Source organism: Saccharibacillus deserti (assembly GCF_013618475.1).
Taxonomy (GTDB): Bacteria; Bacillota; Bacilli; order Paenibacillales; family Paenibacillaceae; genus Saccharibacillus; species Saccharibacillus deserti.
Genome location: NZ_JABJVN010000006.1, coordinates 23,258 through 49,663, shown reverse-complemented (window position 1 = coordinate 49,663; position 26,406 = coordinate 23,258). Strand labels below are relative to the sequence as shown.

General features: G+C 54.9%; 24 protein-coding genes and 1 tRNA gene. 1 reads left to right on the top strand and 24 read right to left on the bottom strand.

Going from position 1 to position 26,406, the window contains the following annotated elements; genetic code table 11:
* Positions 1–34: 34 nt before the first annotated feature.
* The 5 genes from HOP44_RS15420 to HOP44_RS15400 form a co-directional block, all read right to left on the bottom strand.
* Complete coding sequence (locus HOP44_RS15420; RefSeq protein ID WP_172254881.1) at positions 35–1,324, bottom strand: two-component system activity regulator YycH; 1,290 nt, start codon at positions 1,322–1,324, stop codon at positions 35–37.
* Positions 1,321–3,186 (bottom strand): cell wall metabolism sensor histidine kinase WalK, encoded by a 1,866-nt coding sequence (gene walK, locus HOP44_RS15415; RefSeq protein WP_172254880.1) that lies wholly within the window; start codon positions 3,184–3,186, stop codon positions 1,321–1,323. Before walK ends, HOP44_RS15420 begins: the two co-directional genes overlap by 4 nt.
* Before the next feature lie 3 nt (positions 3,187–3,189).
* Positions 3,190–3,918: a response regulator YycF gene (gene yycF, locus HOP44_RS15410; RefSeq protein ID WP_172254879.1), complete on the bottom strand. Its 729-nt coding sequence runs from the start codon at positions 3,916–3,918 to the stop codon at positions 3,190–3,192.
* Positions 3,919–4,446: 528 nt separating this feature from the next.
* Positions 4,447–6,105: a M23 family metallopeptidase gene (locus HOP44_RS15405; protein ID WP_172254878.1), complete on the bottom strand. Its 1,659-nt coding sequence runs from the start codon at positions 6,103–6,105 to the stop codon at positions 4,447–4,449.
* Positions 6,106–6,313: 208 nt separating this feature from the next.
* Positions 6,314–7,600, bottom strand: coding sequence for an adenylosuccinate synthase (locus HOP44_RS15400; RefSeq protein WP_172254877.1), 1,287 nt, complete (start codon positions 7,598–7,600; stop codon positions 6,314–6,316).
* A gap of 807 nt (positions 7,601–8,407) precedes the next feature.
* On the opposite strand from HOP44_RS15400, the gene HOP44_RS15395 reads away from it, so the two are divergent.
* Positions 8,408–8,785 (top strand): DUF2512 family protein, encoded by a 378-nt coding sequence (locus tag HOP44_RS15395; protein WP_172254875.1) that lies wholly within the window; start codon positions 8,408–8,410, stop codon positions 8,783–8,785.
* 312 nt (positions 8,786–9,097) lie between these two features.
* Here HOP44_RS15395 and dnaB read toward each other — a convergent pair whose 3' ends face one another.
* From dnaB to HOP44_RS15300, 19 genes are all read right to left on the bottom strand, one after another.
* Positions 9,098–10,456 carry a replicative DNA helicase gene (gene dnaB, locus HOP44_RS15390; protein WP_172254873.1) on the bottom strand — a complete coding sequence of 453 codons (1,359 nt, stop codon included), beginning with the start codon at positions 10,454–10,456 and terminating at the stop codon, positions 9,098–9,100.
* 1 nt (position 10,457) lies between these two features.
* Entirely contained in the window at positions 10,458–10,901 is a 444-nt protein-coding gene (gene rplI / locus HOP44_RS15385; protein WP_172254871.1) for a 50S ribosomal protein L9, read from the bottom strand.
* On the bottom strand, positions 10,898–12,889 hold the full coding sequence (locus tag HOP44_RS15380; protein ID WP_172254869.1) for a DHH family phosphoesterase: 1,992 nt from the start codon (positions 12,887–12,889) through the stop codon (positions 10,898–10,900). The genes rplI and HOP44_RS15380 overlap by 4 nt, the downstream gene beginning before the upstream one ends.
* Positions 12,890–12,901: 12 nt before the next feature.
* A complete protein-coding gene (locus HOP44_RS15375) occupies positions 12,902–13,828 on the bottom strand; it encodes a DUF2232 domain-containing protein (RefSeq protein ID WP_172254867.1) in 927 nt (308 codons plus the stop codon).
* A 132-nt stretch (positions 13,829–13,960) separates the two neighbouring features.
* The gene (locus HOP44_RS15370; RefSeq protein WP_172198965.1) at positions 13,961–14,392 is read right to left on the bottom strand and encodes a CBS domain-containing protein; all 432 of its coding nucleotides are present in this window, start codon (positions 14,390–14,392) and stop codon (positions 13,961–13,963) included.
* A 341-nt stretch (positions 14,393–14,733) separates the two neighbouring features.
* The gene (locus HOP44_RS15365) at positions 14,734–15,678 is read right to left on the bottom strand and encodes a D-alanyl-D-alanine carboxypeptidase family protein (protein WP_172254865.1); all 945 of its coding nucleotides are present in this window, start codon (positions 15,676–15,678) and stop codon (positions 14,734–14,736) included.
* A 257-nt stretch (positions 15,679–15,935) separates the two neighbouring features.
* Positions 15,936–16,952 (bottom strand): ABC transporter ATP-binding protein, encoded by a 1,017-nt coding sequence (locus HOP44_RS15360; protein WP_172254863.1) that lies wholly within the window; start codon positions 16,950–16,952, stop codon positions 15,936–15,938.
* Positions 16,912–17,934 carry an ABC transporter ATP-binding protein gene (locus HOP44_RS15355; protein ID WP_172254861.1) on the bottom strand — a complete coding sequence of 341 codons (1,023 nt, stop codon included), beginning with the start codon at positions 17,932–17,934 and terminating at the stop codon, positions 16,912–16,914. Before HOP44_RS15355 ends, HOP44_RS15360 begins: the two co-directional genes overlap by 41 nt.
* Positions 17,935–17,967: 33 nt before the next feature.
* A complete protein-coding gene (gene opp4C, locus HOP44_RS15350) occupies positions 17,968–18,876 on the bottom strand; it encodes an oligopeptide ABC transporter permease (RefSeq protein WP_172255302.1) in 909 nt (302 codons plus the stop codon).
* A 34-nt stretch (positions 18,877–18,910) separates the two neighbouring features.
* Positions 18,911–19,873: an ABC transporter permease gene (locus HOP44_RS15345; RefSeq protein ID WP_172254859.1), complete on the bottom strand. Its 963-nt coding sequence runs from the start codon at positions 19,871–19,873 to the stop codon at positions 18,911–18,913.
* Between the two features lie 89 nt (positions 19,874–19,962).
* Entirely contained in the window at positions 19,963–21,729 is a 1,767-nt protein-coding gene (locus HOP44_RS15340) for an ABC transporter substrate-binding protein (RefSeq protein WP_172254857.1), read from the bottom strand.
* Between the two features lie 755 nt (positions 21,730–22,484).
* The gene (rpsR, locus tag HOP44_RS15335; RefSeq protein WP_172198978.1) at positions 22,485–22,760 is read right to left on the bottom strand and encodes a 30S ribosomal protein S18; all 276 of its coding nucleotides are present in this window, start codon (positions 22,758–22,760) and stop codon (positions 22,485–22,487) included.
* A 21-nt stretch (positions 22,761–22,781) separates the two neighbouring features.
* On the bottom strand, positions 22,782–23,336 hold the full coding sequence (ssb, locus tag HOP44_RS15330; RefSeq protein ID WP_172254855.1) for a single-stranded DNA-binding protein: 555 nt from the start codon (positions 23,334–23,336) through the stop codon (positions 22,782–22,784).
* Between the two features lie 85 nt (positions 23,337–23,421).
* Positions 23,422–23,712: a 30S ribosomal protein S6 gene (rpsF, locus tag HOP44_RS15325; protein WP_172198984.1), complete on the bottom strand. Its 291-nt coding sequence runs from the start codon at positions 23,710–23,712 to the stop codon at positions 23,422–23,424.
* Between the two features lie 167 nt (positions 23,713–23,879).
* A tRNA-Ser gene (locus HOP44_RS15320) sits at positions 23,880–23,970 on the bottom strand.
* Positions 23,971–24,149: 179 nt separating this feature from the next.
* The gene (locus tag HOP44_RS15315; RefSeq protein WP_172198987.1) at positions 24,150–24,362 is read right to left on the bottom strand and encodes a DUF951 domain-containing protein; all 213 of its coding nucleotides are present in this window, start codon (positions 24,360–24,362) and stop codon (positions 24,150–24,152) included.
* Positions 24,363–24,381: 19 nt separating this feature from the next.
* The gene (locus HOP44_RS15310; RefSeq protein WP_172254853.1) at positions 24,382–25,497 is read right to left on the bottom strand and encodes a mechanosensitive ion channel family protein; all 1,116 of its coding nucleotides are present in this window, start codon (positions 25,495–25,497) and stop codon (positions 24,382–24,384) included.
* Positions 25,498–25,588: 91 nt separating this feature from the next.
* A complete protein-coding gene (locus HOP44_RS15305; protein WP_172254851.1) occupies positions 25,589–25,840 on the bottom strand; it encodes a putative Se/S carrier protein in 252 nt (83 codons plus the stop codon).
* Positions 25,837–26,343 carry a DUF4446 family protein gene (locus tag HOP44_RS15300; RefSeq protein ID WP_172254849.1) on the bottom strand — a complete coding sequence of 169 codons (507 nt, stop codon included), beginning with the start codon at positions 26,341–26,343 and terminating at the stop codon, positions 25,837–25,839. The genes HOP44_RS15305 and HOP44_RS15300 overlap by 4 nt, the downstream gene beginning before the upstream one ends.
* Positions 26,344–26,406: the final 63 nt, after the last annotated feature.

Here is a 26,406-nt window from a genome sequence, read left to right as displayed (position 1 = left end):
CGCCGGCCGGAACTGCCTGCCGGTTCGTTCACGCTCAGCTGAATGTAGCGATCGAGCCGTCTTCCAAGGCGACGACCCAACCGGGGACAAGCCGAAGAGTGTCGCCGTTCATACGCGGCGTATACGCCGGGTAGAGATCCACCACCTGCTGGCCGTGTACCTTTTCGATATTGGTAATCCGATTGATCAGTTCCTGACCGCCAGGCAGGGTGTACTGCGGCCCCTGTTTGCCGGCTTCCGGCGTCTCCAGCAGCGACCGTTCATAGAACGAGACGGTTCCCTGCTGCAGAATCAGATTCATATAGCCGTAGCGTATGGTACCGCTGCCGAGGATCGGCAGCGAACCGTAATACTGCTGAAAGCGTACGCCAAGATTCGACTCATCGACCATCTGGGCCATTTCCGCCCGGTAGCGGCCGTTCCAGCCGCCGTGCTGATTGATAAAGTCGACGGCCGACAGCATGCTCTCGGTCGCATCGGCCCGCATGGCCGGCGCGGCGGCCGGGTCGGTATAGGTCATCCAGCGGGCTTTGTCTTCGATCTGGAGGCTGCGCTTGCTGTCGGTATAGATCTCCGAACCGTCCTGCTCGTGGATGTTGCGCGTCACGGCCGGGTCGGCGAACAGGTTGCGCTGCATCTGGTCGCTGGTGAACGAATCGGTCGCAAGCACCGCTTCGGCCAGAACGACTGGTTTGGACGGCACATACAGCGTATGTTTTTTCAGCGGGGTGTACGGCATCCATTCTTCGCCGAATGCCACATGCTGAAGCACATCCTGCACGGTCAGATCCAGCTGCTTCGCTTCATACACTTCGCTGCCTTTGGCGCTGAAGAAGAATGCCCTCGGCTTCTCTTCCCCGCTTCCCGTATAGATCCAGATCCGATCGATCAGAGCCGTTTCGAACGCGGGATCCGCGGCGATGCGCATCGTTTTTTGCAGCAGCGACACGGGCAGTCCGGTACCGAACGACAGCTCGATACCGGGATTGTCGGCTGCGATCTTCTCCCAGTTCGCGTCCGAGATACGCTGCACCTGAAACGCGGCGAAGTCGCGCGCCTGAATCCTTGCGTAAATCAGCTTGTAGAACGCCGAATCGGGATAAAAGATCGTATGCCGGTCTTTGCCCATATGGATCAGCATCCGGTCGGGATACAGGGTATCTTCGACTCCCTGCTGCTCGCCCATCTCGTCGGTACGCACGTAGCCGGCCGACGAGACGGCAGCCGACCCCGTACCCGGCAGCCGGTAGATCAGCAGATAGCTCTGTACCAGGCTGACGGCGACGAGCAGCGTGAGCATCGCCGTTTTGAGCCGCTCTTTCACTTGTCGCCGCCTCCTTCCGTATAGGCGGGCAGCGTAAAGGTCACGCGCGTACCCTGCCCGAGTTCCGATTCGATCGCAATTTCCCCGCCGTGCGCTTCCACGATTTCGCGCGCGATGGCAAGCCCGAGCCCGGTGCCTCCCATGCCGCGCGAACGCGCTTTTTCGACCCGGTAGAACCGCTCGAAGATCCGCCCCAGCTCTTCTTTGGGGATCCCGATCCCGGTATCCGATACGACAACCGCATACCGCAGCCCTTCTTCAAGCCGGTACGCATCCAAAGTCACTTCTCCGCCTTCGGTCGTGTATTTCATGGCGTTGGAGACGACATTATCCAGCACCTGGTCGATCTGGTCGCGGTCCACGTCGACCGTGCCGAGTTCCGGCGAAGCTTTGAACCGGATCCCGATGCCTTTGTCCATAAGCGGAAACGTAAAGCGTTCCGTCACTTCCTCGACCAGTTCGAACAAATCGGTCTTCTTGCGGCGCAGCGACGTTTCCTTGGAATCCATTCGCGACAGCTGAAGCAGATCCGTAACCAACCGGATCATGCGCTCCGTCTCGTTCTGGATGACCCCAACGAAACGTCCGGCCACCGCCCGGTCGTCCAGCGCTCCGTCTTCCAGCGCTTCGGTATAACTCTTGATCGTGGTCAGCGGGGTCCGCAGCTCATGCGACACGTTGGCGACGAATTCCCGCCGCAGCGTGTCGAGCCGCTCCTGCTCGGTAATATCCTGCAGCACCGCGATCGTACCGCTGACGCCGATCTCCGTGCCGCTCTCGCGCCGATGGATCGGGCTTAGCGTCGCTTTGATCGTCAGGTCGCCGAGGCCGGACGGGCCGCCGGGCGAATCCGGCGTACCGCCGCTGCCGCCGAGAATCAGGCTGCGCAGTCCGGCGGACGGCAGTTCTTCGTCTTCTTCCGGCAGATCGAGCAGCTCCGAGATGCTCAGGCCGATCATTTCGGCTTCGCGCATTCCGAGCATCGCGCTGGCCACCCGGTTCACGAGAATAACCGAGCCCGATTCGTCGGCGGCGATCACGCCGTCGCTCATATTGGTCAGAATCGAAGCCAATTTTTCTTTTTCTTCTTCGTTCAACGACAGCACGCCCTGCAGGCGGTTCGTCATATGGTTGAACGCTTCGCCGAGCTGGCCGATCTCGTCGCTGCCGAATACCGGCATGCGGACATGGAACTTTCCTTCGGCGACGGCGGTTGCCCGCTTGGTCATCTCCTTGATCGGCTGCGTGACGGTATGAGCCAGAATGACGCCGAGTACGGCGGTCAGCCCGAGCGCGATCAATACCCCGGAGATAAAGATCCCGTTGATCCGCTGCATCGTATCGTAGAGGCTCTGCATCGAAGCGACGATATAGATCGCCCCGACGATCTTGCCGCTGCTGACCACCGGCTTGGCGACGACTTTCTTGCGCAGATTGTCTTCGTCGATGATGTATTCCTCGTTATCGTCGATGCCCTGCAGCGCCCGGCTGACCACGGTCTGGGTATTCTTGCTGTTCACCAGATCCGCATGCGTGGACAGCGACGTGATCAGCACGCGGCCGCTGACGTCGAGCACCTGGATCTCGCCGCTGCTCATGCTGGAGAAGTTGTCGACCAGCGTGCGCAGGCTTGCCGCTTTGTCTTCGGCCGCTTCCCCGCTGCCCGACCAGTTCTGCCCGGCCAGTACGGACAGCAGTTCGGCCTGCTCTTTGAGATCGTTGGTAAAGTTGTTCGTCAGCGACGTCTTCATCGCGCTGACGAAGTAAACGCCGATCAGCTGCATCGCAATCAGGATCAGCAGCATATAGACGATAATCAGCTTGGCCTGCACGGAACGGAAAAAGGAAGCTCCGCGAAACATGGCCTAAAACCCTCCGGGCTTGTTCGAACGCATCATGTAGCCCAGACCCCGGCGCGTCAAAATGTATTCCGGCTTGCTCGGGTCGTCTTCGATCTTCTCGCGCAGGCGCCGGATCGTCACATCCACCGTGCGCACGTCGCCGAAATATTCAAAACCCCATACCGCCTGGAGCAGATGCTCGCGGGTCATGACTTTGCCGGCGTTTTTGCCCATATAATACACCAGTTCGTATTCGCGGTGCGTCAGATCGAGCGGCTCGCCGTTCTTGTACACCATATACATATCCGTATCGATAAAAAGGGCATCCACGGTCAGTCCCTGACGCGGCTGCGGCTGGGCTCCCGTGCCCGGATGCAGCGCCGCTCCCGGCTGATGCCTGCGCATCTGCGCTTTGACCCGGGCCAGCAGTTCGCGGGTGCTGAACGGCTTGGTAACGTAGTCGTCCGCGCCCAGCTCCAGGCCCAGCACCTTGTCGATCTCGCCGTCTTTGGCGGTCAGCATGATGATCGGCACCGACAGATGCGTCCGCACTTCGCGGCAGACGTCCATGCCGTCTTTGCCCGGCAGCATCAGATCCAGCAGAATCAGGTCCGGACGCTCGCTGAGCGCAAGCTCTACCGCCCGAATCCCGTCGAACGCGCAGATGACCTCGTAGCCTTCTTTTTCAAGATTGAATTTTAAAATATCCGCAATCGGCTGTTCGTCGTCCACAACCAGGATTTTGCCCTGCATTTCGTTTGGCCCCCTTGCTCGACTCCCCGTTCTTCTTGGGATCTTTACCGGGGATATCTTCGTTATTTTACCATAGGAGACGGGAAAAAGCGCCGCCGGGAAAGGTCCGGGGACGCGGAATGTCGTGAAAGTTTCGTTGTGGGCAGGAGGCGTGGGAGAGCTCCAGGGGAATTCGTTTCGGCCGCGTGTTGAAATCGGGAAGCTGGATTAGACTCAGGCAGAGGCTTCCCGATTTCAAAGGCGATACACAGCATATGCTTCCGAAGTGCCTTTTCTTCGAAAAGACTCAGCTCCTTCACGGACTTCCTCCTCTGCCTTGGCAGCCTCCAACATGAAACCTTCCAGACATGAAAAGCGCCGCCGGAAAATACCGGCGGCGCTTTTTTAAGAAAGTAGAAAGAAGCTGCCTCGGCAGGGAAAAGCCTCAGCCTGCCTGCGTAAGATGCAAAGACTTCAAGAATATCAAGACACAAAACATTAAATACTCAAACATTAAAGCGAAAATCACTCTAGGCAGACTTAACAGTCTTAAGGCAGATAAGACAAAGGATTTTCCGGCGAGCCGTTTTTACGGACCTCGAAATGCAGATGAGTGCCGGTGGAACGGCCGGTATTGCCCATCACGCCGATCGACTGGCCGCGCGATACGGATTGGCCGGAGCTGACGTTGATACGGCTCAGGTGGCCGTAGCGGGTCTCGAACCCGTCGCCGTGGCTGATGATCACGATACTGCCGTAGCCGTTCATCTCGCCGGCGTACGTGACGGTACCGGGTGCGGACGCCATAATATTGGACGGGCCTGTCAGATCGACTCCGGCATGAAGCTTGCCCCAGCGGGTGCCGTAGGTGCTGGAGATCGAAGCGCCGCTGACCGGCCAGCTGAAGCCGCTGCCGCCGGAAGTCACTTCTTCCTGGTTGTCGCTGTCCGAAGAAGATTCGGACGCGGCTTCCTTTTCCGATGCATCGGATTCCGACGAAGAACGTTCGGCCGCGGGTTCTTCCGCGGCCGGTTCGTTTGTTTCCTCGGCTTCTTCCACCACCGGCTTTTCTTCGACGATCACTTTGGTCCCTTTTACGATGACAATCGGAGCGGAGCGGCGCACCACTTCCTGTCCGACCCATTCTTCGCGCACGATCTCGCCGTTTTCTTTGGTCAGGCGGTAATCGACGCGTTTTGCTCCGCTTTTGCCGGGAGAAGCGACGATCCGCTTGCCTTCGGCCAGATCGGAATTCCGGCGAATGACCAGCTCCGGTGCGGTCGGAATAACCTCCGATACCGATTCGACCGTAGTGACGGTAATGAGCGGGTCGGGCAGGGTGATTCGCAGTTCTTCCCCGATCTGCAGCGTGAATTCCTTGATATCCGTGTTGTTGGCGTAGATCTCGTCCTGCGTAATCCCGAATTTAGCCGCGATAGAGCTCACCGTATCGCCTTCGGCGACGGTGTAGGTCACCGGATCCTTTTTGCCGACCGTCAGCAGCTTGTAGGCTTCTTCTTCGGTCAGAATACGCGTCGGCGAAGTCTCGGTCTCGCTGTAATCGATCTTCTCGTTGATCCGGATCGAATTCAGCTTGGACGACGAAGCGTCTGCCGCGGAAGAACTGCCTGTCGAAGCCAGCTTTTTCGTCGCGGTTCCGGCGGTTCGGGTTCCTTTTTCGATGTAGGACTTTTCCGCTTTGGCTACCAGCTTCTTCGCCGTTTGTTCGTCTTTGACGATTCCGATGACTTTGCCGTCCACGACCAGCTCGACGCCGGTGGCGTAGGCTTTGATTGTGCCTTCCAGTTTATCCAGCGTCGCGGCGGTGTCCGGTACGACTTTGTAGCCTTCGGCTTTTTCCGCGCGAATGTTCGCCGTAAACAGCTTCATGTCGGCGTTCGGATATTTGGCTTCGAACTCCTGCCGCTTCTTGGCGATCAGCTCGTCGAGTTGTTTCTTGTCGGCGATCGTTCCGATCTCCGCATCCCCGGCATACACCGTATAGTAAGTGAACGTATGGGCTTCTACATATTTGAATCCGCCGAAAGTCAGTCCGCCCGCCAGCACGACACCGCTCGCGATGCCTGCCGCCCAGCGGCGAATCTTTCTCGGCTTTCCCCCGGCCAAGACGACCTTGCTCCCCTGCTGCATCTCCGACTGCTCGGAAGATACGGCCTCGCCCTGGCTGTTGTTATTCAAGCTCTTCATGGTCTTCAATCTTCTCCTTTGCCCAGCAGCTTACCGACGAAATAGTGTCAAAATTTTAACCTTTTAAAACCTTCGTCTACTTTAACACAGCTTCGGTCGGTAATTCAACTTTGCGGCAAAGCAAAAAACCCGCGCGGGGCGCGGGTTTGGACGTTTTGAGCAGCTTGATTTGCGCATAAAGCGCGGCACTGCGGGAACGCCGCGTTTCTTAGACGTAGATCGGCAGGACCGGATTGGTCTGCTCGCGGTTGCGGCCGACCGAGAAGATGGCAATCGGAATCCCGGTCAATTCGCTGACGCGTTTCACGTAGTTGCGGGTCGACTCCGGCAGGTCTGCAAGCGTCTTGGCCCCGGTGATATCTTCGCTCCAGCCCGGCATTTCTTCGTAGACCGCTTCGCATTCCGCCAACTGCTTGAGGCTTGCCGGATAGTGCGAGATGATCTCGCCGCGGAACTTGTAGCCGGTGCAGATCTTGACCGTGTCGAGACCGGTCAGCACGTCCAGCGAGTTCAGGGACAAGCCCGTGATGCCGCTGACGCGTCTGGCGTGGCGAACGACGACGGTATCGAACCAGCCGACGCGGCGCGGACGGCCCGTCACGGTACCGTACTCGTGGCCGGTCTCGCGGATCGTGTCGCCGATCGAGTCGTGCAGCTCGGTCGGGAAAGGACCGTCGCCGACGCGGGTCGTATAGGCTTTGGCTACGCCGATGACCTGGTTGATGCGCGCCGGGCCGACGCCCGACCCGATGCAGACGCCGCCCGCGGAAGGGTTGGACGAAGTGACGAACGGGTACGTGCCTTGGTCGATATCGAGCATAACGCCCTGGGCGCCTTCGAACAGCACTTTTTTATCCTGATCGATGTATTCGTTAAGCACGACCGATGTGTCGCAAACGTACGGACGCAGAATTTCGGCATACGCCAGATAGTCTTTGAGGATTTCTTCCACGTCGACCGGAGTGCCTTCGTAGACCTGTTCGATCATATGGTTCTTTTCTTTGACCAGATGGCGAAGTTTCAGCTCGAACTCTTCGGCGTCCATCAGGTCCGCCATGCGGATACCGATCCGGGCCGCTTTGTCCATGTAGCACGGGCCGATGCCTTTGCCGGTCGTTCCGATCTTGTTCGGGCCTTTGCGTTCTTCTTCGAGCGCGTCCAGCACCATATGATACGGCATGATGATATGCGCGCGATCGCTGATGGACAGGTTCTTCGTCGTGAAGTCGTTATCGTGAATATAGTTGATTTCCTCGATCAGCGCTTTCGGGTTGATGACCATCCCGTTGCCGATTACGCAGGCTTTGTCCGTATAGAAAATGCCCGATGGAATCATCGTCAATTTGTATTTTTTATTTTCGATCAAAATGGTATGGCCCGCGTTGTTGCCGCCTTGATAACGGGCGACCACGTCGGCGCTTTCCGCCAAATAGTCCGTAATCTTGCCTTTTCCTTCGTCTCCCCACTGCGTTCCCACTACGACTACCGTTGACATTGTACATTCCTCCGTGGGTGCCTTTGCACCTTTGTATTGGTCGTCCGTCCTCTATCCCGGCAGGAATTTCGTCAGTGGAAAATACCGGCGGAGAAGCGTGCTAACGGACGAGCGGAGACGGCTTTTGTACGCATTTTCGCCTGAAAAAAAGGACGCAGAATACGAAAAAGCGCTCCTTGCGCTGCTTTAACGCAGCAATTACAGTGTACCAGCCCGTTTTTTCAAAGTCAAATAAATAACGAACGAATAAGAAGCAGAAGGAATTTAATGTTCGGAAATGAGGAGGGAGCAAGCAAAGCTTGACGCCAAGAAAACGCAAAAAAGCGGAAGAGACAGTCTCTTCCGCTTTTTGCAGTCTGCTTCATACCGGCGCTTAAGCCTTTGCAGGCCCAAGCGCCGTCGTTCCCTCCCCACGAAGGAAAAAAGCATGTATTTATCAGAGGGCCGGCCGCTCTTCGGGTACCGGAATCTTCGAAGCTCGAAATCCGGATCGCACCCGCAGAGCGGTAGCATTGATACTGCTGCCGTGCAAACTACAGCGGCGTCTTTCCTGGCGACCGGGTCGCCGCAAAGAACCGCGTGGCTTGGTTTTTCGTATGAACTAAACTTAAGTATAACACTGTTACTTGGAATTCGCATTATTGTTTGCGCAATTTTTTCTTTTCGGCCATTCATCCTTTTCATTTCCATAAAAGGGTTTCAATCCGCGCGATCGGTTTAAAATAAAAATAACAAAGACAGCGCTGTTCCTTATTTGACCCAAGCCTATACATCAGCAGGGAAAAACAACGAAGAGAAGGTGAAGAAATGACTAAGGTTGCTGTTAAAATGCTGGTCAACGCCATTGTCGTGATCGGATTGACGATGTGGTTCGGAGAAGCCGATTTTGTGAGCGCGTTAATCGTAACCGTCATTCTCGGGGCTCTCGCCTACGTAATCGGCGATATGTTTATTCTGCCCGCTGCCGGCAATACAGCCGCAACCCTGGCCGATGGCGCTCTGACGTATGTCGTACTTTGGGCCGCTTCGTCCATGTTGGACTGGAACCTTTCTTACTTCGACATGTTCGTCATTGCCCTGATCGTCGGTATTTTCGAGTTCTTCTTCCATATCCGGCTGCTGCAAGACGGAATTCCCGGACGCAAAGACAACGCCGGACATGCCCGTTTCCGTGCCCAGCGTTAAGCAGACTTCGCTGCTTACGAGATTGTAGTCTCTCAACCTCATCTCCAAAAAAAGAGCCGCCGGATTTCTCCGGCGGCTCAACTTGTTGAGAAGTATCTGATTCCGAGTGAAGGGAGAAGGCGAAGGGAGAAATTCAGTGTAGGAGCGCAAGCGTTCGCCTTTGAAATCGGGAAAATTCTATTAAAATTCAATCTCTTTTCCCGATTTCAACACGCGACCGAAACGAATTTCTCCCGCAGCCGACGAGCTTCTCCTACGCATAGGACGTTCTCGACAACATGAGAGCCGCCGGATTTCTCCGGCGGCTCTTTTCTATCCGGCAAACGAATCCGAATGGGCCCGCTCGTAATTGACGAATTTGTTGAAGTTCTTCAAAAACACGAGCTCCACGGTTCCGACCGGCCCGTTCCGCTGCTTGGCGATAATGATCTCGATGATATTCTTTTTTTCCGTATCGGCATTGTAGTAATCGTCCCGGTACAAGAAAGCGACGATATCGGCATCCTGCTCGATCGAGCCGGATTCTCGAAGGTCGGACATCATCGGACGCTTGTCCTGACGCTGCTCGACGCCCCGGCTGAGCTGGGACAGCGCGATAACCGGCAGTTCCAGTTCCCGCGCAATCTGTTTGAGCGTCCGCGAAATCTCGGAAACTTCCTGCTGACGGTTCTCGCCCGACTTGCCGCGGCCCTGGATCAGCTGGAGATAGTCGATCACGATCATGCCGAGTCCCCGCTCTTTTTTGAGCCGGCGGCATTTGGAACGAATATCGGCTACCGTAATCCCAGGGGTATCGTCGATATAGATTTCGGCTTCGGACAGCGACGCAATCCCCATCGTGAGTTTGGTCCAGTCCTCGTCCTTGAATTCGCCCGTACGCATTACGCTCGCATCAAGGTTGGCTTCGGCGCAGATCATCCGCTGAACGAGCTGAGCCGCCGACATTTCCAGACTAAAAATGGCTACCGTCTCTCCCGCCCGTACCGATACGTTCTGCGCAACGTTCAGGGCAAACGCCGTCTTGCCGACCGAAGGACGCGCCGCCAGGATGATGAGATCGTTGCGCTGGAATCCGGCTGTCATCCGATCGAGATCGACAAAGCCGGACGGAATGCCGGTCGAGTTGCCGCTGTTTTGATTCAACATTTCGACGCGGTCGAACACTTCCATGAGCACATCGCGAATCGCGACAAAACCGCCGCTGGAGCGGCGGTTGGAAATCTCGAGAATTTTGCGCTCCGCGTCGCTCAGCATCAGCCCGACGTCTTCGCCGCCGGTATAGCCTTCGCTGACGATTTGCGTCGCGGTGCGGATCAGCCGGCGCAGCATCGCTTTTTCTTCGATCATCTGCGCATAATATTCGACGTTGGCAGCCGTCGGAACGGCATTTGCCAGTTTGGCCAAATAGCTGACCCCGCCGAGATCTTCCAGCTGACCCCTGTCTTTGAGCAGCGAGGTCAGCGTCACGAGGTCGATCGGCTGACTCTCTTCCCCGAGCTGGACCATAGCCTCGAATATCATCTGGTGCGACTTGTCGTAGAAATCGTCGGCCGTAATTTTCTCCATGACTGTAATAAGTGACTCGGCCTGAAGCAGTACCGCACCCAGCACGGCCTGCTCCGCTTCCAGATTTTGCGGCGGAACCCGGTCGAAAAAGAGATCCTCGCCCATCTTATTCCTCCGAAACCTGAACCTTGAGCGTAGCTTTGACGTCCTTGTGGAGTTTAATCAAGATCTGAGTGACGCCCAGCGTACGGATCGGCTCATCCAGCTCGATTTTGCGCTTGTCGACTTTGAAGCCCTGCTTGGATAGCGCTTCGCCGATTTGTTTGCTTGTGATGGCTCCGAATAGACGGCCGCCTTCGCCGGATTTGGCTTTGATCTCGATCGTGGCTTCTTCCAGCTTTTTGCCAAGCTCCACGGCTTCTTGTTTCTCTTCTTCCTTGCGTTTTTCTTCGGCGGCATGCTGGTTTTCCAGCGTTTTCACGTTGCCTTGGGTAGCCGGTTTGGCGACGCCGTTCTTGAACAGGAAGTTCTGTGCGTAACCTTCCGAGACTTCTTTCACTTCACCTTTTTTGCCTTGTCCTTTTACGTCTTTCAGAAAAATAACCTTCATTCGAATAGCCCCTCTTCCTTTTCGATATCTTCAAGCACGGCAACCAGCTTCTTCTCCGCTTCCTGCGGGGAGATATCGAGCTGTACCGCCGCATTGGTCAAATGCCCGCCGCCGCCCAACCGTTCCATGACGACCTGAACGTTGATCTTTCCGAACGAGCGGGCGCTGATTGCCGTCAGCCCGTCCGGGCGGCTGCCGATGACAAACGATGCGTTCACATCGGTCATATTAAGCAGCGTGTCGGCGGCCTGGGCGATCAGCAGCTGCGGAAACTGCCGGCCTTCGTCGGTTGCCGCGATCGCCACACCGCCCATGACAATGCGGGCATTCTTGATAATTTCTGCTTTCGAGATATACTCGCCCAAATCCTCTTTGAGGATACGCTGTACCAGGACGGTATCCGCTCCGCTCCGGCGCAGGAACCCTGCCGCTTCGAAGGTACGCGAGCCGGTATGCAGGGTGAAATGCTTGGTGTCCATCGTAATGCCGGCCAGCAGCGTGGTCGCTTCAAGCGGCGTCAATGCCATATTGTCGTGGATATACTGCAGCAGTTCCGTCACCAGTTCGCTGGCCGACGAAGCATACGGTTCCAGATAGACGATAACGGCTTCGTTGATAAATTCTTCGCTGCGGCGGTGATGGTCGATGACGACCACCTGCTTCGCCCGCTGAACCAGCTTGGGTTCGATCGTCAGCGACTGCTTGTGCGTGTCGACCACGACCAGCAGCGTTCGCTCGGTCATCAGCGCAAGCGACTCCTCCGGCGAAGTGAACCGGTCCGCCAGCGTGGCGTCGGTGCGAATGCGCTCCATCATCTTGGTGATGGACGGATTGTCGCCGTCAAGCACGATGCTCGCTTCGACTTCCAGCTGATCGGCGGCTTTGAGCATGCCGATCGCTGCACCGATCACGTCCATATCGGGATTCTTGTGTCCCATAATCAGCACCCGGTCGCTGCGCTTCATCAGATCGCGCAGCGCGTGAGCGATCACGCGGGCGCGAACGCGGGTCCGCTTCTCGACGGCGTTGGAACGCCCTCCGTAAAAGGACAGCCGCTGCCCCACTTTCACGGCAGCCTGATCCCCGCCGCGGCCGAGTGCCATATCGAGACTCGACTGCGCCAGCGCGCCCAACTCGCTGATCTTCTCGCTCCCGCAGGCCAGACCGATACTGAGGGTCATCGGAACTTTCAGATCGCTTGTCGATTCGCGCACTTCGTCAAGAATAACGAAGCGGCTGTGCTCCAGCTTGTCGAGCGAAGCCTGATTCAGCAGCATCATATACCGCTCGCTGGACAGCCTCCGCAGATAAACGTCGTACTGACGGGCCCAGCCGTTGATAAGCGTCGTCGCTCTGGCAATCGTCAGCGTCCGCTGCTGGTCGTCCATTCCCTGGAACGCTTCGTCGAGATTGTCGAACAGCAGGATGCCCAGAGCCAGGCTTTCTTTCTCATAGCGTTCCCGCAGTTCGGCCATTTCCGTCATTTTTTGCAGATAAATCAATCGTTCTTCCGGATAGACGTGGACATCGTACGTCTGCTTGCCCACTTCGATCTCTGCCCGAACCAGATTGAGCGGCTCTTTCGAACCGTCTTTGCGGTCCCGGCTCAGCGGAGGAAGACCGGGCAGCAGTTCCGCGAGCGGAAGGCCTACGGCCGTTTCGACTTCGAACAGTTGGGCGACCTGGCGGTTATGCCATTCGACCGTCCGTTCGGCGTCGTAGAGCAGCAGTCCGAACGGCAGCCGGCTTGCGATTTCGCTTTCGATGCTGTGCACGCGGTAGGAGAGGGTAGACGTATATTCGGCAAGCCCCTGCCTGAATTTAAGCTCGGCCCTCAGCATAACGAAGACGACGGCAAATACCAGACATAAGGACACCAGGCCGAGCAGCCAGTTATAGATCGACACGAAGACCGTCAGCGTCAGCAGCAGAAGAAACGCCCAGACCGTCCGATATCCGTACCAGCGTTTCAGCAAAAAGTTTGGCATGGTTTCCTCACCCTATCGTCTAGGTCTCGTAATGTACTCGCGCAGCGGGAAAGCCAGATCGATAATCCCTATGATTCGCATTGGCGGGAAAATAACCGTAACGATCGCCAGCAGAATAGAAATCACCCGATGCCATTTTTTGACGTGCCCCAAGAAGAACCAGAACCCGATAGCCTGTACGATAAAACAGAACTGCAGCAGCGGAAGCAGATTGACGGCCGCCGCTTTCCAGAATCCGTCCGCCTGATTGTAAGTCACCATATCCACGATCAGAACGATGAAATAATAGAAAATCAGCGCCCGCGGAAGTCTCCATTCATGCGCGGGCCGCAGCTTCGGCGCGGCGACGCCCATGGAAGCCAGAGTCGGCCGCACGATCGCGTGCGTGACGACGGCCAGAATGAACGAACTGACGGTCATCCCGAGCGGAATCATCATGACGGTCTGGTTGGCCAGCGCAAAGATAAAGTCCGGACTCCACTGCCCGCTCAGCATCGGATTCATCTCCGCCACGGCCAACAGCGGATCGAACGTCTGATGCACGAAGTCGCTCACATAATCGGACAGGTTGAAGCCCAGTATCAGTTTGGCACCGGCCAGCAGCACCAACAGCATACCGAGCAGCGTTCCCGTTCCATAGACGATCGTCTGCAGCGCCGGAGCGCGTTTCTTGTACAGATGGCCCATCACGATACCGGGCACGAGGAAATAGACGGCCAGAATAAGCGTGTAGGGAGCCAGCGTACCGGAAAAGACGGCCAAAATCGCCAAAACGGGTAAAACATGCAGCCAAAAAACGTTTACGCGCAAAGAGGCGTAAAGCACGGCTGCCGGAACGACCATCACCAAAAGAGTGATCGCGGACAGCGGCGTTAACAGCGAGAGCAGGACCAGCAGATACAGGATCGCCCACATCGCTGAAGATAAACGCAATTTCAAATCGATTCACCTCTTGTGCGGATACGAATACCGCTTACCGAACGTGCGGCATGCGAGATTCCTTGGGATCTAAAGTTTTGACAATCATTATAGCATATTCGCGGCGGGCGCCGATACCGAGCCCCCGGAACGTTACCTGCTTTGGGGAGCGCCGTTCTGCTTGGCGACGAAACTTGCGCAGTATTCGATAATCTGGCTGCGGCGAACGATCCCGATAAATCGGCCGCGGTCGTCGACGACCGGTACGAAGTTTTGCGTTTTGGACAAGGTAATCAGGTCGGCCATATCCGATTCGATCGATACGGGCTTGTTGTTCATGCGCAGCGGGACTTCTTTTAAGGTAAAGCGTGAAGCGTTCTCAAAAGTGATCCGTCCTTCGGAATGCTTCATATGCCAAAGAATGTCTCCTTCGGTCACGGTACCCGCGTACTCGCCTTCTTTGTCGATGATCGGAATGGCGGTGTATCGATGGTGTTCCATGCGTTCGATGACCTGGCGAAGCGTGGCATCGAGTGTAACAAAGGCAACTTCGTGCTTCGGCAGCAGGAAAAAAGCAATATTCATAGCGGATTTCTCCTTCTCTATTCTGTTGTCTCCGCCCGATCTTCCCTTGTCGCTGCCCAAGTCCTTGCCTTTCAAATAAAGGAATCGCGCAAAACGAACAACAGATCACGTTGAGACAACGTACTGGTGTTAAACGGTTGGCGGTCGACGATTCTTCTGTTCATCACCCCGAAAATGCCGGTCTTAATTTGGCCGCGCTTCCGGTTTGTCGGTCCGCCTTTCTATTATAGCGTAAAGTGGGGGAGGAAAGTAAAAATCAGCGGCCGTCGAAACGGCCGCTGATTCCCGAATGTTCTTTTTTGCTGCGTAAAACTCCGACCGGAGAGCCTGAAAATATCCGCTCAAACGAGGTTCAGCCAGGATGCCGCACGGTCGGCGAACGAACCCGAACGCGCATAGCCGTAATCGAGCAGCCGGCTGGCCGCCTGGAAACTTTTCTCCCGGCTCTCGGCTCCCATAATGACGACGATCAAGCGCTGCCCGTCCCGCTGGGCGGTTCCGGCAAGCGAGTAGCCGGACTGCTCCGAACCGTAAGCTTTGAGTCCGTCCATTCCCCGATAAGCGTGCGGCCCCGCAAAATCGGGCAGCATGGCGTTGCTGTTCGTCAGATAGATCCCGCGCGAACGGATCTCCGTCTGGGTCACCGAAGACATGCGCAGCACTTCCGGGTGATCTCCGATCAATTCGCGGCACAGCTTGGCGGCATCTGTGGCCGTCATCCGGCTGCCCGCAGGCTGTCCGTCGGAAGAAGAAACCGCTTCTTCCTTACCGGGTTCCGGCTTGAACAATGTCGAACCCGACATGCCGATCCGCCGGGCTTTTTCGTTCATCATCCAGGCAAAAGAAGCTTCCGATCCGGCGGCGTGCCGGGCCAGAGCCTGCTCCGCTTCTGGCGAAGAAGATACCGCGACTCCCATAAACAGCTCGTTCAGCGGAATCTGGTCGTCGGCCCGCAGCGGAATCCGATTATTGGGCGGGCTGGCATGGGGCTTCGAGACCTTTACCGCTTCCGCTTTCCCGCCGACGCGGACCGGATCTTCCCAACCGATCCGTCCGCTGCGAACGGCATCGAGCACCAGCCACTCGGTCATCAGCTGCGTCATCCCCGCGGCCGGAAGCACCCGGTCTCCCTGCACCTGCCACAGCACTTTGCCCGTCTGCGCATCGATCAGAACGGCGGCCGCCGCATCCACTTTGGGACGCCCCGCCAGCAGCTGCTGGGGGATCAGCAGCAGGGCCACAGCCAGCACAATCAATATCGCTTTTTTATGTATGCCACCGCTCATCACCCAATCCGCTCCCTTCCTTATGCTTATTAGACGTACGAAATTCGGTTTTAGTCTGCAAAAACCAAAATTTTTCCGTTTTTTTTCGCAAAAAGAAGCTTTTTCGGATAGATTTCTTCAAAATCGGTAACCGAGTTGGACGCCGGACGCACTTAAAGGTGGAAGACGGCTGCAGAAGCACGTAAAAAAGCCGAACTTCGAATGAAACGTTCGAAGTTCGGCTTGAATGACCGCGACAGATTCTCACGCGGAAAGTTCTAGGCGAAGTGACAGGCGACGAAATGTTCGTTGCCCATATTGCGATACTCCGGCACCTGCTCTTTGCAGATATCCGAAGCCATCGGACAGCGGGTATGGAACTTGCAGCCGGACGGCGGGTTAGCCGGGCTTGGAATGTCTCCCTGAAGTACGATGCGTTCGCGCTTCAAGGTCGGGTCCGGTACCGGAATAGCCGACATCAGGGCTTTCGTATACGGATGCAGCGGATTGCTGAACAGCTCGTCCGTCGGCGCCATCTCCATCATCGTGCCGAGATACATCACGCCTACTCGGTTGCACAAATGCTCGACTACGCTGAGATCGTGGGAGATGAACAGATAAGTCAGCTGCTTCTCGCGCTGCAGGTCGCTCATCAGATTGATGATCTGCGCCTGGATCGACACATCGAGCGCCGAGACCGGTTCGTCGGCTACGATGAATTCCGGATCCATGATCAGCGCGCGGGCGATCCCGATCCGCTGACGCTGGCCGCCCGAGAATTCGTGCGGGAAGCGGTCGTAATGATAATCGGCCAGTCCGCAGATTTTCATCGTTTCGATGACCCGATCCTTCACGTCTTTGCGGCTGACAAGACCGTGATCGAGCAGCGCTTCGCCAATGGCTTCACCGACCTTGATCCGCGGATTCAGCGAGCTGAACGGATCCTGGAATACGATCTGCATCTTGGTGCGCATATGCCGCAATTCGGACTTGGACAGTGCATGCAGATCTTTGCCTTCGAAATGTACGCTGCCTTCTGTCTTGTCGTTCAAACGAAGCAGAGTACGGCCGATCGTGCTTTTACCGCAGCCGGACTCGCCGACCAGACCGAAAGACTCGCCTCTATTGATCGTAAAAGATACGCCGTCAACGGCTTTGACGTCTCCCACCTTGCGCTGGAATACGCCGCCCATGATCGGGAAATACTTTTTCAGGTTTTCGACCTGAACGAGGGGTTGGAGTGAGCCGCTTCCGCTATTCCGCTGCTGTTCCGACTGAACCGACGTTTCGCTCATTGCGCTTTCCCTCCTCTTCGTACAGCCAGCAAGCTGTCTTGTGTCCGTCCGCATGCGCACGCAAAGGCGGAGTTTTCACTTTGCAGATTTCCATGCAGAATTCGCAGCGGTCGTGGAAATGACAGTTGTCGCCCAGGTTGACAGGGTTCGGAACCTGTCCCGGGATCGAATACAACCGTTCCTGCCGCTGGTTGATGATCGGCTTGGCTTTGAGCAGCCCCTGGGTATACGGATGCTGGGGATTCTTGAACAGTTCCAGCACAGGTGCTTCCTCGATGACTTTGCCGGCGTACATCACCACGACGAAATCGGCCATCTCGGCTACGACGCCCAGATCGTGCGTAATCATCATGATCGCGGTGTTCATCTTGCTTTTGATATCGCGCATCAGATCCAGGATCTGGGCTTGAATCGTCACATCGAGCGCCGTTGTCGGCTCGTCGGCGATCAGCAGCTTGGGATTGCAGCTCAGCGCGATCGCGATCATGATCCGCTGGCGCATGCCGCCGCTGAGTTCATGCGGATACGAATCGTAGATTTTCTCCGGACGGGGAATGCCGACCATCGTAATCAGTTCGATCACGCGCGCTTTGGCTTCTTTGTGGGTCATGCCCAGATGGTGCAGCAGCGGTTCCGCAATCTGCTTGCCGATCGTGAAGACCGGGTTAAGGGAAGACATCGGCTCCTGGAAAATCATTGCAATATCGTTACCGCGCAGCCGGCTCATGTCTTTCTTGCTGAGCTTGAGCAGGTCTTTGCCTTCGAACAGAATCTGGCCGCCGACGATTTTGCCCGGAGGCGATTCGATCAGCTGCATCAGAGACATCGCCGTCACGCTTTTGCCGCAGCCGGATTCGCCTACGACGCAGAGCGTTTCTCCTTCACGAATGGAAAAGCTGACATCGTTAACCGCTTTGACAGTGCCTGCGGACGTTTTAAAATGGGTCTCGAGGTTTCGGAATTCGACTAATTCTTTTGCCATTTCGTCTCTCCTACTTCTTCAGTATGGACTGCTTTATCTATTCTTCATCTTCGGATCGAGCGCGTCTCGCAGACCGTCGCCGATCAGGTTAATTGCCGTAACGGTAATCAGGATACAGAGACCGGGAGGAATCCAGGTCCAGGGTCTTTTGCGGAATTCGATCAAACTGTTGGCTGCGGTGATCATGTTGCCCCATGATGGAGTAGGCGGCACGACACCCAGGCCGAGGAAGCTCAATACGGATTCGGTCAAAATGGCTCCGGCAACGCCGAGCGTCGCGGATACGATAATGATCGGAACGGTGTTCGGCATGAGGTGAAGGAAAATTTTGCGGCTGTCGCGCAGGCCGAGCGCTTCGGTGGCCTGCATGAATTCCTGCTCGCGCAGGGTCAGAATCTGGCTTCGCACGAGACGGGCCAGGCCTACCCACCCGAGCAGGCCGATAATCAGCATCAGGAAGTAAATCCGTTTGGACGGCTCGATCTTAAGGTCGGACAAGATCGCTCCGAGCGTAATCAGGATCGGCAGCGTCGGCAGAGCCAGGAAAATATCCGCGATCCGCATGATGATCGTATCGGCATATCTTCTATAGAAGCCCGCAACGGCGCCGAGGGTTGCTCCGATCGCTACGGAAATCGCCGTTGCGACCAGACCTACGGTCAACGAGATTCGTCCGGCCAGCATCACGCGCAGCAGAATATCGCGCCCCAGCTTGTCCGTACCGAGCCAAAAATCGCCATTCGGCGCCTGATTCTTGTTCTTGACGTCGGTCTGGTTCAATTCGTAAGGCGAGAACAACGGTCCGAGAAAACAAATCAGAAACATCAGGACGAGAATAATCAGTCCGACCAGAGCCAGTTTGTTTTTGGCAAATCGCCGGGCCGCAATTTTCCACGGAGATTCGGGTTTGACGATTTTGAGCTGCTCCTGAAGCTGCTCCATACGGTTTTGCGGCTGTTCCACTTTCAATCTCCTCCTACTTTAGACGAATTCTCGGGTCTGCAACCCCGTACAGGATATCGGAAATCAGGTTCCCGAGAAGCGTCAATACCGCCAGGAACATCGTGAATCCAAGCATCAGCGGATAATCCCGCATGTTGATCGAAGCCAGATAAATCTGGCCGATACCCGGCCAGGTGAAGACGCGTTCGAGGATCATGGCGCCGCCGAACAAAGCGGGCAGCTCGAACCCGAGCAGCGTAATGGCCGGAAGCAGGGCGTTGCGGAATGCGTGTTTGAAAATAACGGTTCGCTCGTTAAGTCCTTTGGCACGCGCCGTACGGATATAATCCTGACGGATCACTTCCAGCATGCCCGTACGGAAGTAACGGGTCAAACTGCCGACGCTGAGCGTAGTCATTACGGTCACCGGCAGTATCATATGGCCAGCAACGTCTTTGATATAAGCCCAGCCGCTGGCATTCAATCCGGCCGTGGTCATCCCACCGGTCGGAAATAATTTCAAATCGAGAGCGAAATATTTGATGGCGAGCAGCCCGATAAAGAACGAAGGCAGCGACATCAGCAGGAACACAAGCAGGGTCACGACCTTGTCGAAGAAAGAATATTGAAACTGCGCAGAAAAAACACCGACAAATGCGGCGATTACCCAACTCAGAATCAGGGTGACAAAAGCGATCACGAAAGAGTTCCATACATAAGTATTGATAACTTTGGTGACCGGCATCTTATGCTGGAAGGAATCTCCCAGGTTACCGGTTAACATATTTTTAGCCCAAATAAAATACTGCTGGATAGCAGGTTTATCCAACCCGTAAATCGCCCGCAGTTGGTCTGCCCGCTCGGCGGTCATGTTCGGATTCTGCGATGCGGTGATATAGTCTCCCGGAACCATCTGTGAAATAACAAAAACAATGATCGATATACCGATCAAAGTCGGGATCATCTGCAGCAGCCGCCGGATGATATACTGACTCATTGACTCGTCTCCTCCTGGCATATAAATCGATATGCCCAGCTCTCTCGAGCTGAGCATATCGGATGTCCAAATATCGGCCTGTGCGGCTATTACTGAGCAATTTCGACTTGGTTCAAGCTGTGTTGGTATTCCTTGTAAGGAGTAATGTCCCAACCGTCGAGTCTGCCGTTGATCGCCAGCATGTTCGTTCTTTGGTACATCAGGATTTCAGGAGCGTCTTCGTTGATCATTTGGTAAGCCTGAGCATAGATTTCTTTGCGTTTTTCAAGATCCAGCTCTTTTTTGCCTTTGGCATACAGGGCATCGACTTCCGGATTCGAGTAGCCGGAGTTGTTCTGTGCGCCGTCCGTGATGTATACGGTCGTGTCCGGATCCGGGGTCAGACCCCATGCGGCGAAGAACATATCGTAATCGCCTTTATCCTTTTTCTCCATGATGGCGTTGAAGTCGAGCGTTTCGGTAACGAGCTTGATGCCCAGTTCTTCATAGTTTTCCGTCATGATCGGGATCAGTGCATCGACAACCGGGTTATCCGCCGTAGCGGAGAAGTTGATTTCGAATTTTTTGCCGTCTTTTTCGCGAATGCCGTCGGCGCCTTCTTTCCAGCCGGCTTCGTCGAGCATCGATTTTGCTTTTTCCAGATCGTAGTCGTAAGCTTCGATATCTTTATCCGTGTAAGCCCACGATACGTCGGACTGCGGGATATTGATGACTTCGGCATAAGGACCGTAAGCCGCTTCGACCACTTCCGCACGGTTCAGACCGTAAGTCAGGGCCTGACGAACTTTCTTGTCGGCGAACAGCGGGTTTTTATTGTTCATGGCCACATAGCCGTACCCGTTGTTTTTCAGAACGTTCACGTCCAGGAAGCCTACGCTTTTCAGTTCTTCGACGTTGTCTTCGTTAACCGTTACGTTATCGAGGTCGGTCTCGCCGGACTGCAGCATTGCCATGTTCGTTGTATCGGTCGTTACTTTATAGATCAGGTTCGGAATCTTGGCCGCTCCGCCGTGGTAGTTCTCGTTGGCCTGCAGATCGACTTCCTGACCCGGCGTGTACTTGGTCAGTTTGTAAGGTCCAGGGCCCATCGGCTTGTCGTTGAGCTGTTTGACGCTGCTCAGATCACCCTGTTTGTAGCCTTTGCCGTAATAAGCTTCGGACAGAGGAGTCACCGCGCCCAGGTTAACCTGAGTCATGGCATCGTAATCGCTGACCGTAACGGATACCGTTTGGTCGTCGATAACTTTGATTCCGGAAATGTCTTTGGCCGTACCGGCGTTATATTCTTTGGAACCTACCACGTTCCAGCTGAGCGGATCGGATTGTCCGTCATAACTCGAATCCATGTACAGTTTCATCGTGAACAGGTAGTCTTTGGCTGTTACCGGAGTACCGTCGCTGTACTTGGCGTTATCTTTGATGTGGAACGTATACGTTTTGTTGTCTTCGGAAATTTCGATGTTGTCGGCGAGATCGTTCTCATACGTGCCGTCGCCCTTGATTTTGATCAGGGAAGAAAAGATTGTATCATCGATGGCAAAGTCGTAAGCGGTCTGGTGGAACAGCGGGTTGAATACGCCCTGCGGCGCTACCGTACCCAGAATGGCGGAGTCCGTACGCGCTACGGCAGGAGCCGGATTCAAACTGGTGTCTTCCGCTTCTGTCAGGCCGATCGCGCTTTCCGCACCTTCCGCCGGTTCCGCTTCTTCCGTACCCGTTTCGGCAGGTGTCGTCGTGTCTGTCGTTTCCGTAGGCGTCGTCTCTGCCGGCGCCGCTTCTTCTCCGCCGCCGCAAGCGGCCAAAATCGAACCAAAGGCCATAATCGTCACAAGCATCAAAGATAATCTCTTTTTCATGTAGATCCCCCTAATCGAAGTTTAAAAGCTGCAAAAGCTATAAAAATAATCGGAAATCGTGAAGCATCCTGATTATTTTAAACAAACCTTTGACGACGGGCGACAAGCGGACTAGAAACGCTTCTCTCTAATCCCAACGACAGGAAACGAAAACCTTTCCCGATTGGCGGGAATGCTTGCCGGAAGACGGTTTACAACCTGCTAATTCGGCTGAGCATAAATGTATAAAGCATTTTTAGACCTTTACATTTAACCTTTGGTCGATTTAAAACCGCACCACTGCTTACTTTAGCGCTTCGGCTTAATGAACCAACGGTAAATTTAATGTAAATACTACGTGTAAAATATACTCACGTCAATACTTTTTTTGAGAAAAAACACCTTTTTATACTGTGTTTCCGTAATCAATCTGTATATTCTATCTCTTTTGTGCATAAAAAAACTATATTTCCTACACAAAAGGAACCTTTTAACGTCAATCATGCAAATCGAATTCTTTTTACGTCAGGTAATATGACAAGAATATGCGATGAAAGGAAAAGGTTTGAGGAAGATGTCTTTAAAATAGGGAGTTTTTTCATTTTAGCATACTGTCCGAAAAAGGATAGTCTTTTTTGTCACCGGGTTTTTTAGCTTCCTTCTATTATAAGAACGTTTTCATATTTGTACAGCTTTTTTTGTCCCGGTAAACGATCCTCTTTCTGCACAAAAAAAGAGACAACCGGCAGATGCCGATCGTCTCTTGGGAGTTCGTACTATTCCGTTGTGTAAGGCAGCAGAGCTACCTGACGCGAACGTTTGATAGCAACAGTCAGCATGCGCTGATATTTCGCGCTTGTGCCTGTTACACGACGAGGCAGAATTTTACCGCGCTCGCTGATAAATTTACGGAGCAGGTCCGTATCTTTATAATCGATAAAAGTGATCTTGTTTACTGTGAAGTAACACACTTTACGACGCTTGTTGCGACCACGACGGCCGCCGCTAGGACGTCTTTCGCCGTCCCCGGTATCACGTTGTTTAAAGCCCATTCGATTCAGTCCTTTCTGTTGTTAGAATGGCAGGTCGTCATCCGAAATATCGATCGGTCTTCCGTCATCGGAAAAAGGATCCTGATTATTGCTGCTGCCGCCTCCACGAGGAGCTTGGCTGCCACCGCCGCGGTTTCCGCCGCCTCCGCCACCACCGTAAGATGGTTCGGGACGATTTCCACCGCCGCTGCTGCCACTGTTGCCGCCTCCATTGGAAGACGACTCTTCACGGCCCGATCCGCCGCCGCCTTCGCGGTTCGGCGATTCCAGGAAACGGACGTTATCGGCAATAACTTCGGTTACGTATACACGTTTGCCTTCGTTATTCTCGTAATTCCGTACTTGAATACGGCCTTCCACCGCCGTCAGGCGTCCCTTGCGCAAATAGTTCGCACAGGTTTCCGCCAATTGGCGCCAGGTGACTACCGGAATGAAGTCCGCTTCGCGTTCTCCACCCTGGCTCGTAAACGGACGGTCGACTGCAATCGTAAACTGGGTTACGGCTACGCCCGCAGGCGTGTACCGCAGCTCAGGGTCACGTGTCAGCCGGCCGATCAGAATGACTCGGTTCAACATCTCGGTCCCCTCCTTTGCCGGTAGAGCCTGCGTTTTCATATCAAGCGGATTGCTTCGGTATGAAATCAGGCTCTAAGTTCGACGATTACTTCGTTGGTACTGCGGTAATCAGATAGCGGATGACATCATCGGAAATTTTCATAACGCGTTCAAGTTCAACGATAACTTCCGGCGCTGCCGTAAAGTTAGTCAGAACGTAGAATCCGTCACGGAATTTCTTGATCTCATACGCGAGGCGACGTTTACCCATAGCATCGTGCTTGGTAATTTCGCCGTTACCGTCAGTGATAACGCCAGAGAATTTATTGATAGCAGCGTCTACCGCTTCTTGTTCAACGTCTGGACGAATGATGTACATCACTTCATAGTTACGCATATGTTTCACCTCCTTTTGGTCTAAGGCCCCCAATCGGGTTGGGAGCAAGGAACGGGCTGTAAGCCCGGACCGTATTATTATACCAGACTTCTTTATTGCAAGCAATAAAAATTTCCAGTCCATAAAAACAAAAAAACGACCCATGGTCGTTAGTCTGAGTAACAATATGGCGGAGAGGGTGGGATTCGAACCCACGCACGCTTTGACACGCCTAACTGATTTCGAGTCAGCCCCCTTGGGCCTCTTGGGTACCTCTCCACAAAGCAAGTTTCACAACAAGATTTATTATATAGCAGGCTTCGGACGAAATCAAGCGCTTTAGCGAAATTTTCCGTTTTTGATGATAAAAATAAGAGTCCGGTACAGCCCGCCCGCTCTGCCGGCGCAGCAGTTGGCGAGGGTCCGGACTCTTTCCCATTCATTTTGCGGACAAAGATTTATTCAGGCTGTTCTTCCGCCGCCGCGGCTTTGAGCACTTTCTTCATGTTCTTCTCGAATTTCGCGCGCGGAATGAGTACGCTGTGCTGGCATCCGGTGCATTTGATCCGGATGTCCATGCCCATACGAATGATCTCCATTTCGTTGCTGCCGCACGGATGCGGCTTTTTCATCTGTACGATGTCCCCCAGAGCGAATACTTTGCGTTCCAACCGGAACACCCCCTTTTCCTTACTGCGCCGAATGCGGCTTGTCTTCCGTGTTCGGCGTTTTCTCCGCATCGGTCTTCTCGGACTCCGGTTTGCCCGGTCCTTCCGGCTTCTGCGGAACCGGAGCCGTTTCCGCTTTCGCAGCTTCCTCCGGCTTGGCCTTCGCTTCGTCTTCCGCCTGCGCATTGCGCTCGGATTCTTCGGCCAGCGCCTGCTTGAGCGCATCGTCGCGTTCCATGGCCCGCTTGATCTCTCCGCGGATCATGCTTTCGACCTCGGCTTGGGCATTCGGCGAACAGCTGACCGAGATGCGCAGCGTGTACTCGCCCGTCGTCATCGCCTGCACCCCGAGGATATTCGGCGGAGCCAAGATTTTGGCATTATGGTCATGCACTTTTTCCAAAGAACGGGCTACCAGATGGGTCGCTTCGTCCAGCGGACGCTCCGCGCTCATCGGAATATCGATAACCGCTTTGGCATCGGCAAGCGAGAAGTTCGTCACGTTCGTAATAATACCGTTCGGGATGACGTACACTTCCCCGTTCCAATTGCGCAGCCGGGTCGTCCGCAGGCCGATCACTTCGACCGTGCCTTTGAACGTGGTGATCTGGACGACATCCCCGACCGCAAACTGATCTTCGAACACGATGAAAAATCCGGTAATGACGTCTTTGACCAGACTTTGCGCGCCGAAACCGATGGCGAGGCCGATAACGCCGGCACCGGCGATCAGCGGAGCAAGATTGTAACCGAGTTCCGAAATAATAAGCAGCATCATCATGAAGTTAAGCACGATGACCACCATATTTTTCAGCAGTTTGCCGATCGTCACGAAACGTCTCGGCTTCACGCGGAACCTGCTGTCCCCGGTGTCTTCTTTTTGACGCAGCAGCGCCCGGTCGATGATCTTGTACGTGACTCGGATCGCGATCTGCGCCAGCAGAATAATCAGCACGATGCGCAGCGCCGTATCGGCCAAGCCGATCCAGGTTGCGGCGTCCGTCAGTTTGTTCCACAATCCCTGAGTGAACGACACGGCTTTATCGACCGTCTCGGCAGTCGTATCCGGCGTCTTATTGGCGTCGTTCGTATCGCTTGCGGCCGCCGCCGTCAGGGCATTCAAAAATCCGTAAATCATTCCAGCTCTCCTTTCTGGCACCGCGCCCGGAGAACACCCCCTTTATGGCAAAGGGGTGTCTTCCGGGCGCGGGCATTTCATTCGAGTCGATTCAGACCAGCTGTTGGTAACCTGTACCGTTTGAACGGAAAAGCCCCCGGATCTCGATCTTTTCCGCTTCTACGACGGTCTGCACGCTTTCCAGCATCTTCGCATCAAAAGCAAGGCTGATCGCGCACCCTGCCGTGATGGCGCCCGGCGTGGGAATCAGATCGAATTCAACCTGATTTTCGTCCATCAGCATTTCTGCACGCAGTGCCTGTTGGGACGAATCGAAGGCCAGCACCCATTCGCGTTCGCTCAAGCCGACCCCTCCCGGCGTGCCAATTCGACCGCTTCTTTTTCTTCCGGCGACAGTGCGTACTTCGAACTGCCCTGCTCGAGCGGCTTGGCGTACACATAGGAACTGTCACGGTTATGCAGACCGCTGACGACAATCCCGTTGTCCAGATCGTCCATCAGCGCAAAAGAAAAACTGAGGTCGCTCCCCTGGTCGGAAAAAGCGTTGTAACGCTTCATGCCGAGTTTCGTTTTGGCCATCCGCTGGCGCTGTTCGAGTAGCATCATCGTCCGCCGCTGCTTTTCCTGCTCGTCTTCCACTGAATCGGTCTGCATTTTGAGGTTCAGCAGCAGCGATTCCAGATCTTCGACGCCCGCACCCGACATCATGCGTTCGTAGCGCTTGCGCAGCCTGCCCAGTTTAACGGACTGCACCACCACGATAATCAGAAACAACAAGACCAATAAAGCCAGAACGGCAACCACCACGAACAAATACTCGGAAATCAACTCATTCAATTCTGCCATGCTTCGACTCTTTCCCTTCTGTCGCTTGTCTAGTGGAGTTTGTAAAATCGGCGCTTTTTGGCT

Excerpts from the sequence above, each read along its gene's own strand:
- walK (WP_172254880.1), bottom strand. The coding sequence starts at position 3,186 with ATGTTTCGCGGAGCTTCCTTTTTCCGTTCCGTGCAGGCCAAGCTGATT.
- yycF (WP_172254879.1), bottom strand. The coding sequence starts at position 3,918 with ATGCAGGGCAAAATCCTGGTTGTGGACGACGAACAGCCGATTGCGGAT.
- HOP44_RS15405 (WP_172254878.1), bottom strand. The coding sequence starts at position 6,105 with ATGAAGAGCTTGAATAACAACAGCCAGGGCGAGGCCGTATCTTCCGAG.
- HOP44_RS15400 (WP_172254877.1), bottom strand. The coding sequence starts at position 7,600 with ATGTCAACGGTAGTCGTAGTGGGAACGCAGTGGGGAGACGAAGGAAAA.
- HOP44_RS15395 (WP_172254875.1), top strand. The coding sequence starts at position 8,408 with ATGACTAAGGTTGCTGTTAAAATGCTGGTCAACGCCATTGTCGTGATC.
- dnaB (WP_172254873.1), bottom strand. The coding sequence starts at position 10,456 with ATGGGCGAGGATCTCTTTTTCGACCGGGTTCCGCCGCAAAATCTGGAA.
- rplI (WP_172254871.1), bottom strand. The coding sequence starts at position 10,901 with ATGAAGGTTATTTTTCTGAAAGACGTAAAAGGACAAGGCAAAAAAGGT.
- HOP44_RS15380 (WP_172254869.1), bottom strand. The coding sequence starts at position 12,889 with ATGCCAAACTTTTTGCTGAAACGCTGGTACGGATATCGGACGGTCTGG.
- HOP44_RS15370 (WP_172198965.1), bottom strand. The coding sequence starts at position 14,392 with ATGAATATTGCTTTTTTCCTGCTGCCGAAGCACGAAGTTGCCTTTGTT.
- HOP44_RS15365 (WP_172254865.1), bottom strand. The coding sequence starts at position 15,678 with ATGAGCGGTGGCATACATAAAAAAGCGATATTGATTGTGCTGGCTGTG.
- HOP44_RS15360 (WP_172254863.1), bottom strand. The coding sequence starts at position 16,952 with ATGAGCGAAACGTCGGTTCAGTCGGAACAGCAGCGGAATAGCGGAAGC.
- HOP44_RS15355 (WP_172254861.1), bottom strand. The coding sequence starts at position 17,934 with ATGGCAAAAGAATTAGTCGAATTCCGAAACCTCGAGACCCATTTTAAA.
- opp4C (WP_172255302.1), bottom strand. The coding sequence starts at position 18,876 with ATGGAGCAGCTTCAGGAGCAGCTCAAAATCGTCAAACCCGAATCTCCG.
- HOP44_RS15345 (WP_172254859.1), bottom strand. The coding sequence starts at position 19,873 with ATGAGTCAGTATATCATCCGGCGGCTGCTGCAGATGATCCCGACTTTG.
- HOP44_RS15340 (WP_172254857.1), bottom strand. The coding sequence starts at position 21,729 with ATGAAAAAGAGATTATCTTTGATGCTTGTGACGATTATGGCCTTTGGT.
- rpsR (WP_172198978.1), bottom strand. The coding sequence starts at position 22,760 with ATGGGCTTTAAACAACGTGATACCGGGGACGGCGAAAGACGTCCTAGC.
- ssb (WP_172254855.1), bottom strand. The coding sequence starts at position 23,336 with ATGTTGAACCGAGTCATTCTGATCGGCCGGCTGACACGTGACCCTGAG.
- rpsF (WP_172198984.1), bottom strand. The coding sequence starts at position 23,712 with ATGCGTAACTATGAAGTGATGTACATCATTCGTCCAGACGTTGAACAA.
- HOP44_RS15310 (WP_172254853.1), bottom strand. The coding sequence starts at position 25,497 with ATGATTTACGGATTTTTGAATGCCCTGACGGCGGCGGCCGCAAGCGAT.
- HOP44_RS15300 (WP_172254849.1), bottom strand. The coding sequence starts at position 26,343 with ATGGCAGAATTGAATGAGTTGATTTCCGAGTATTTGTTCGTGGTGGTT.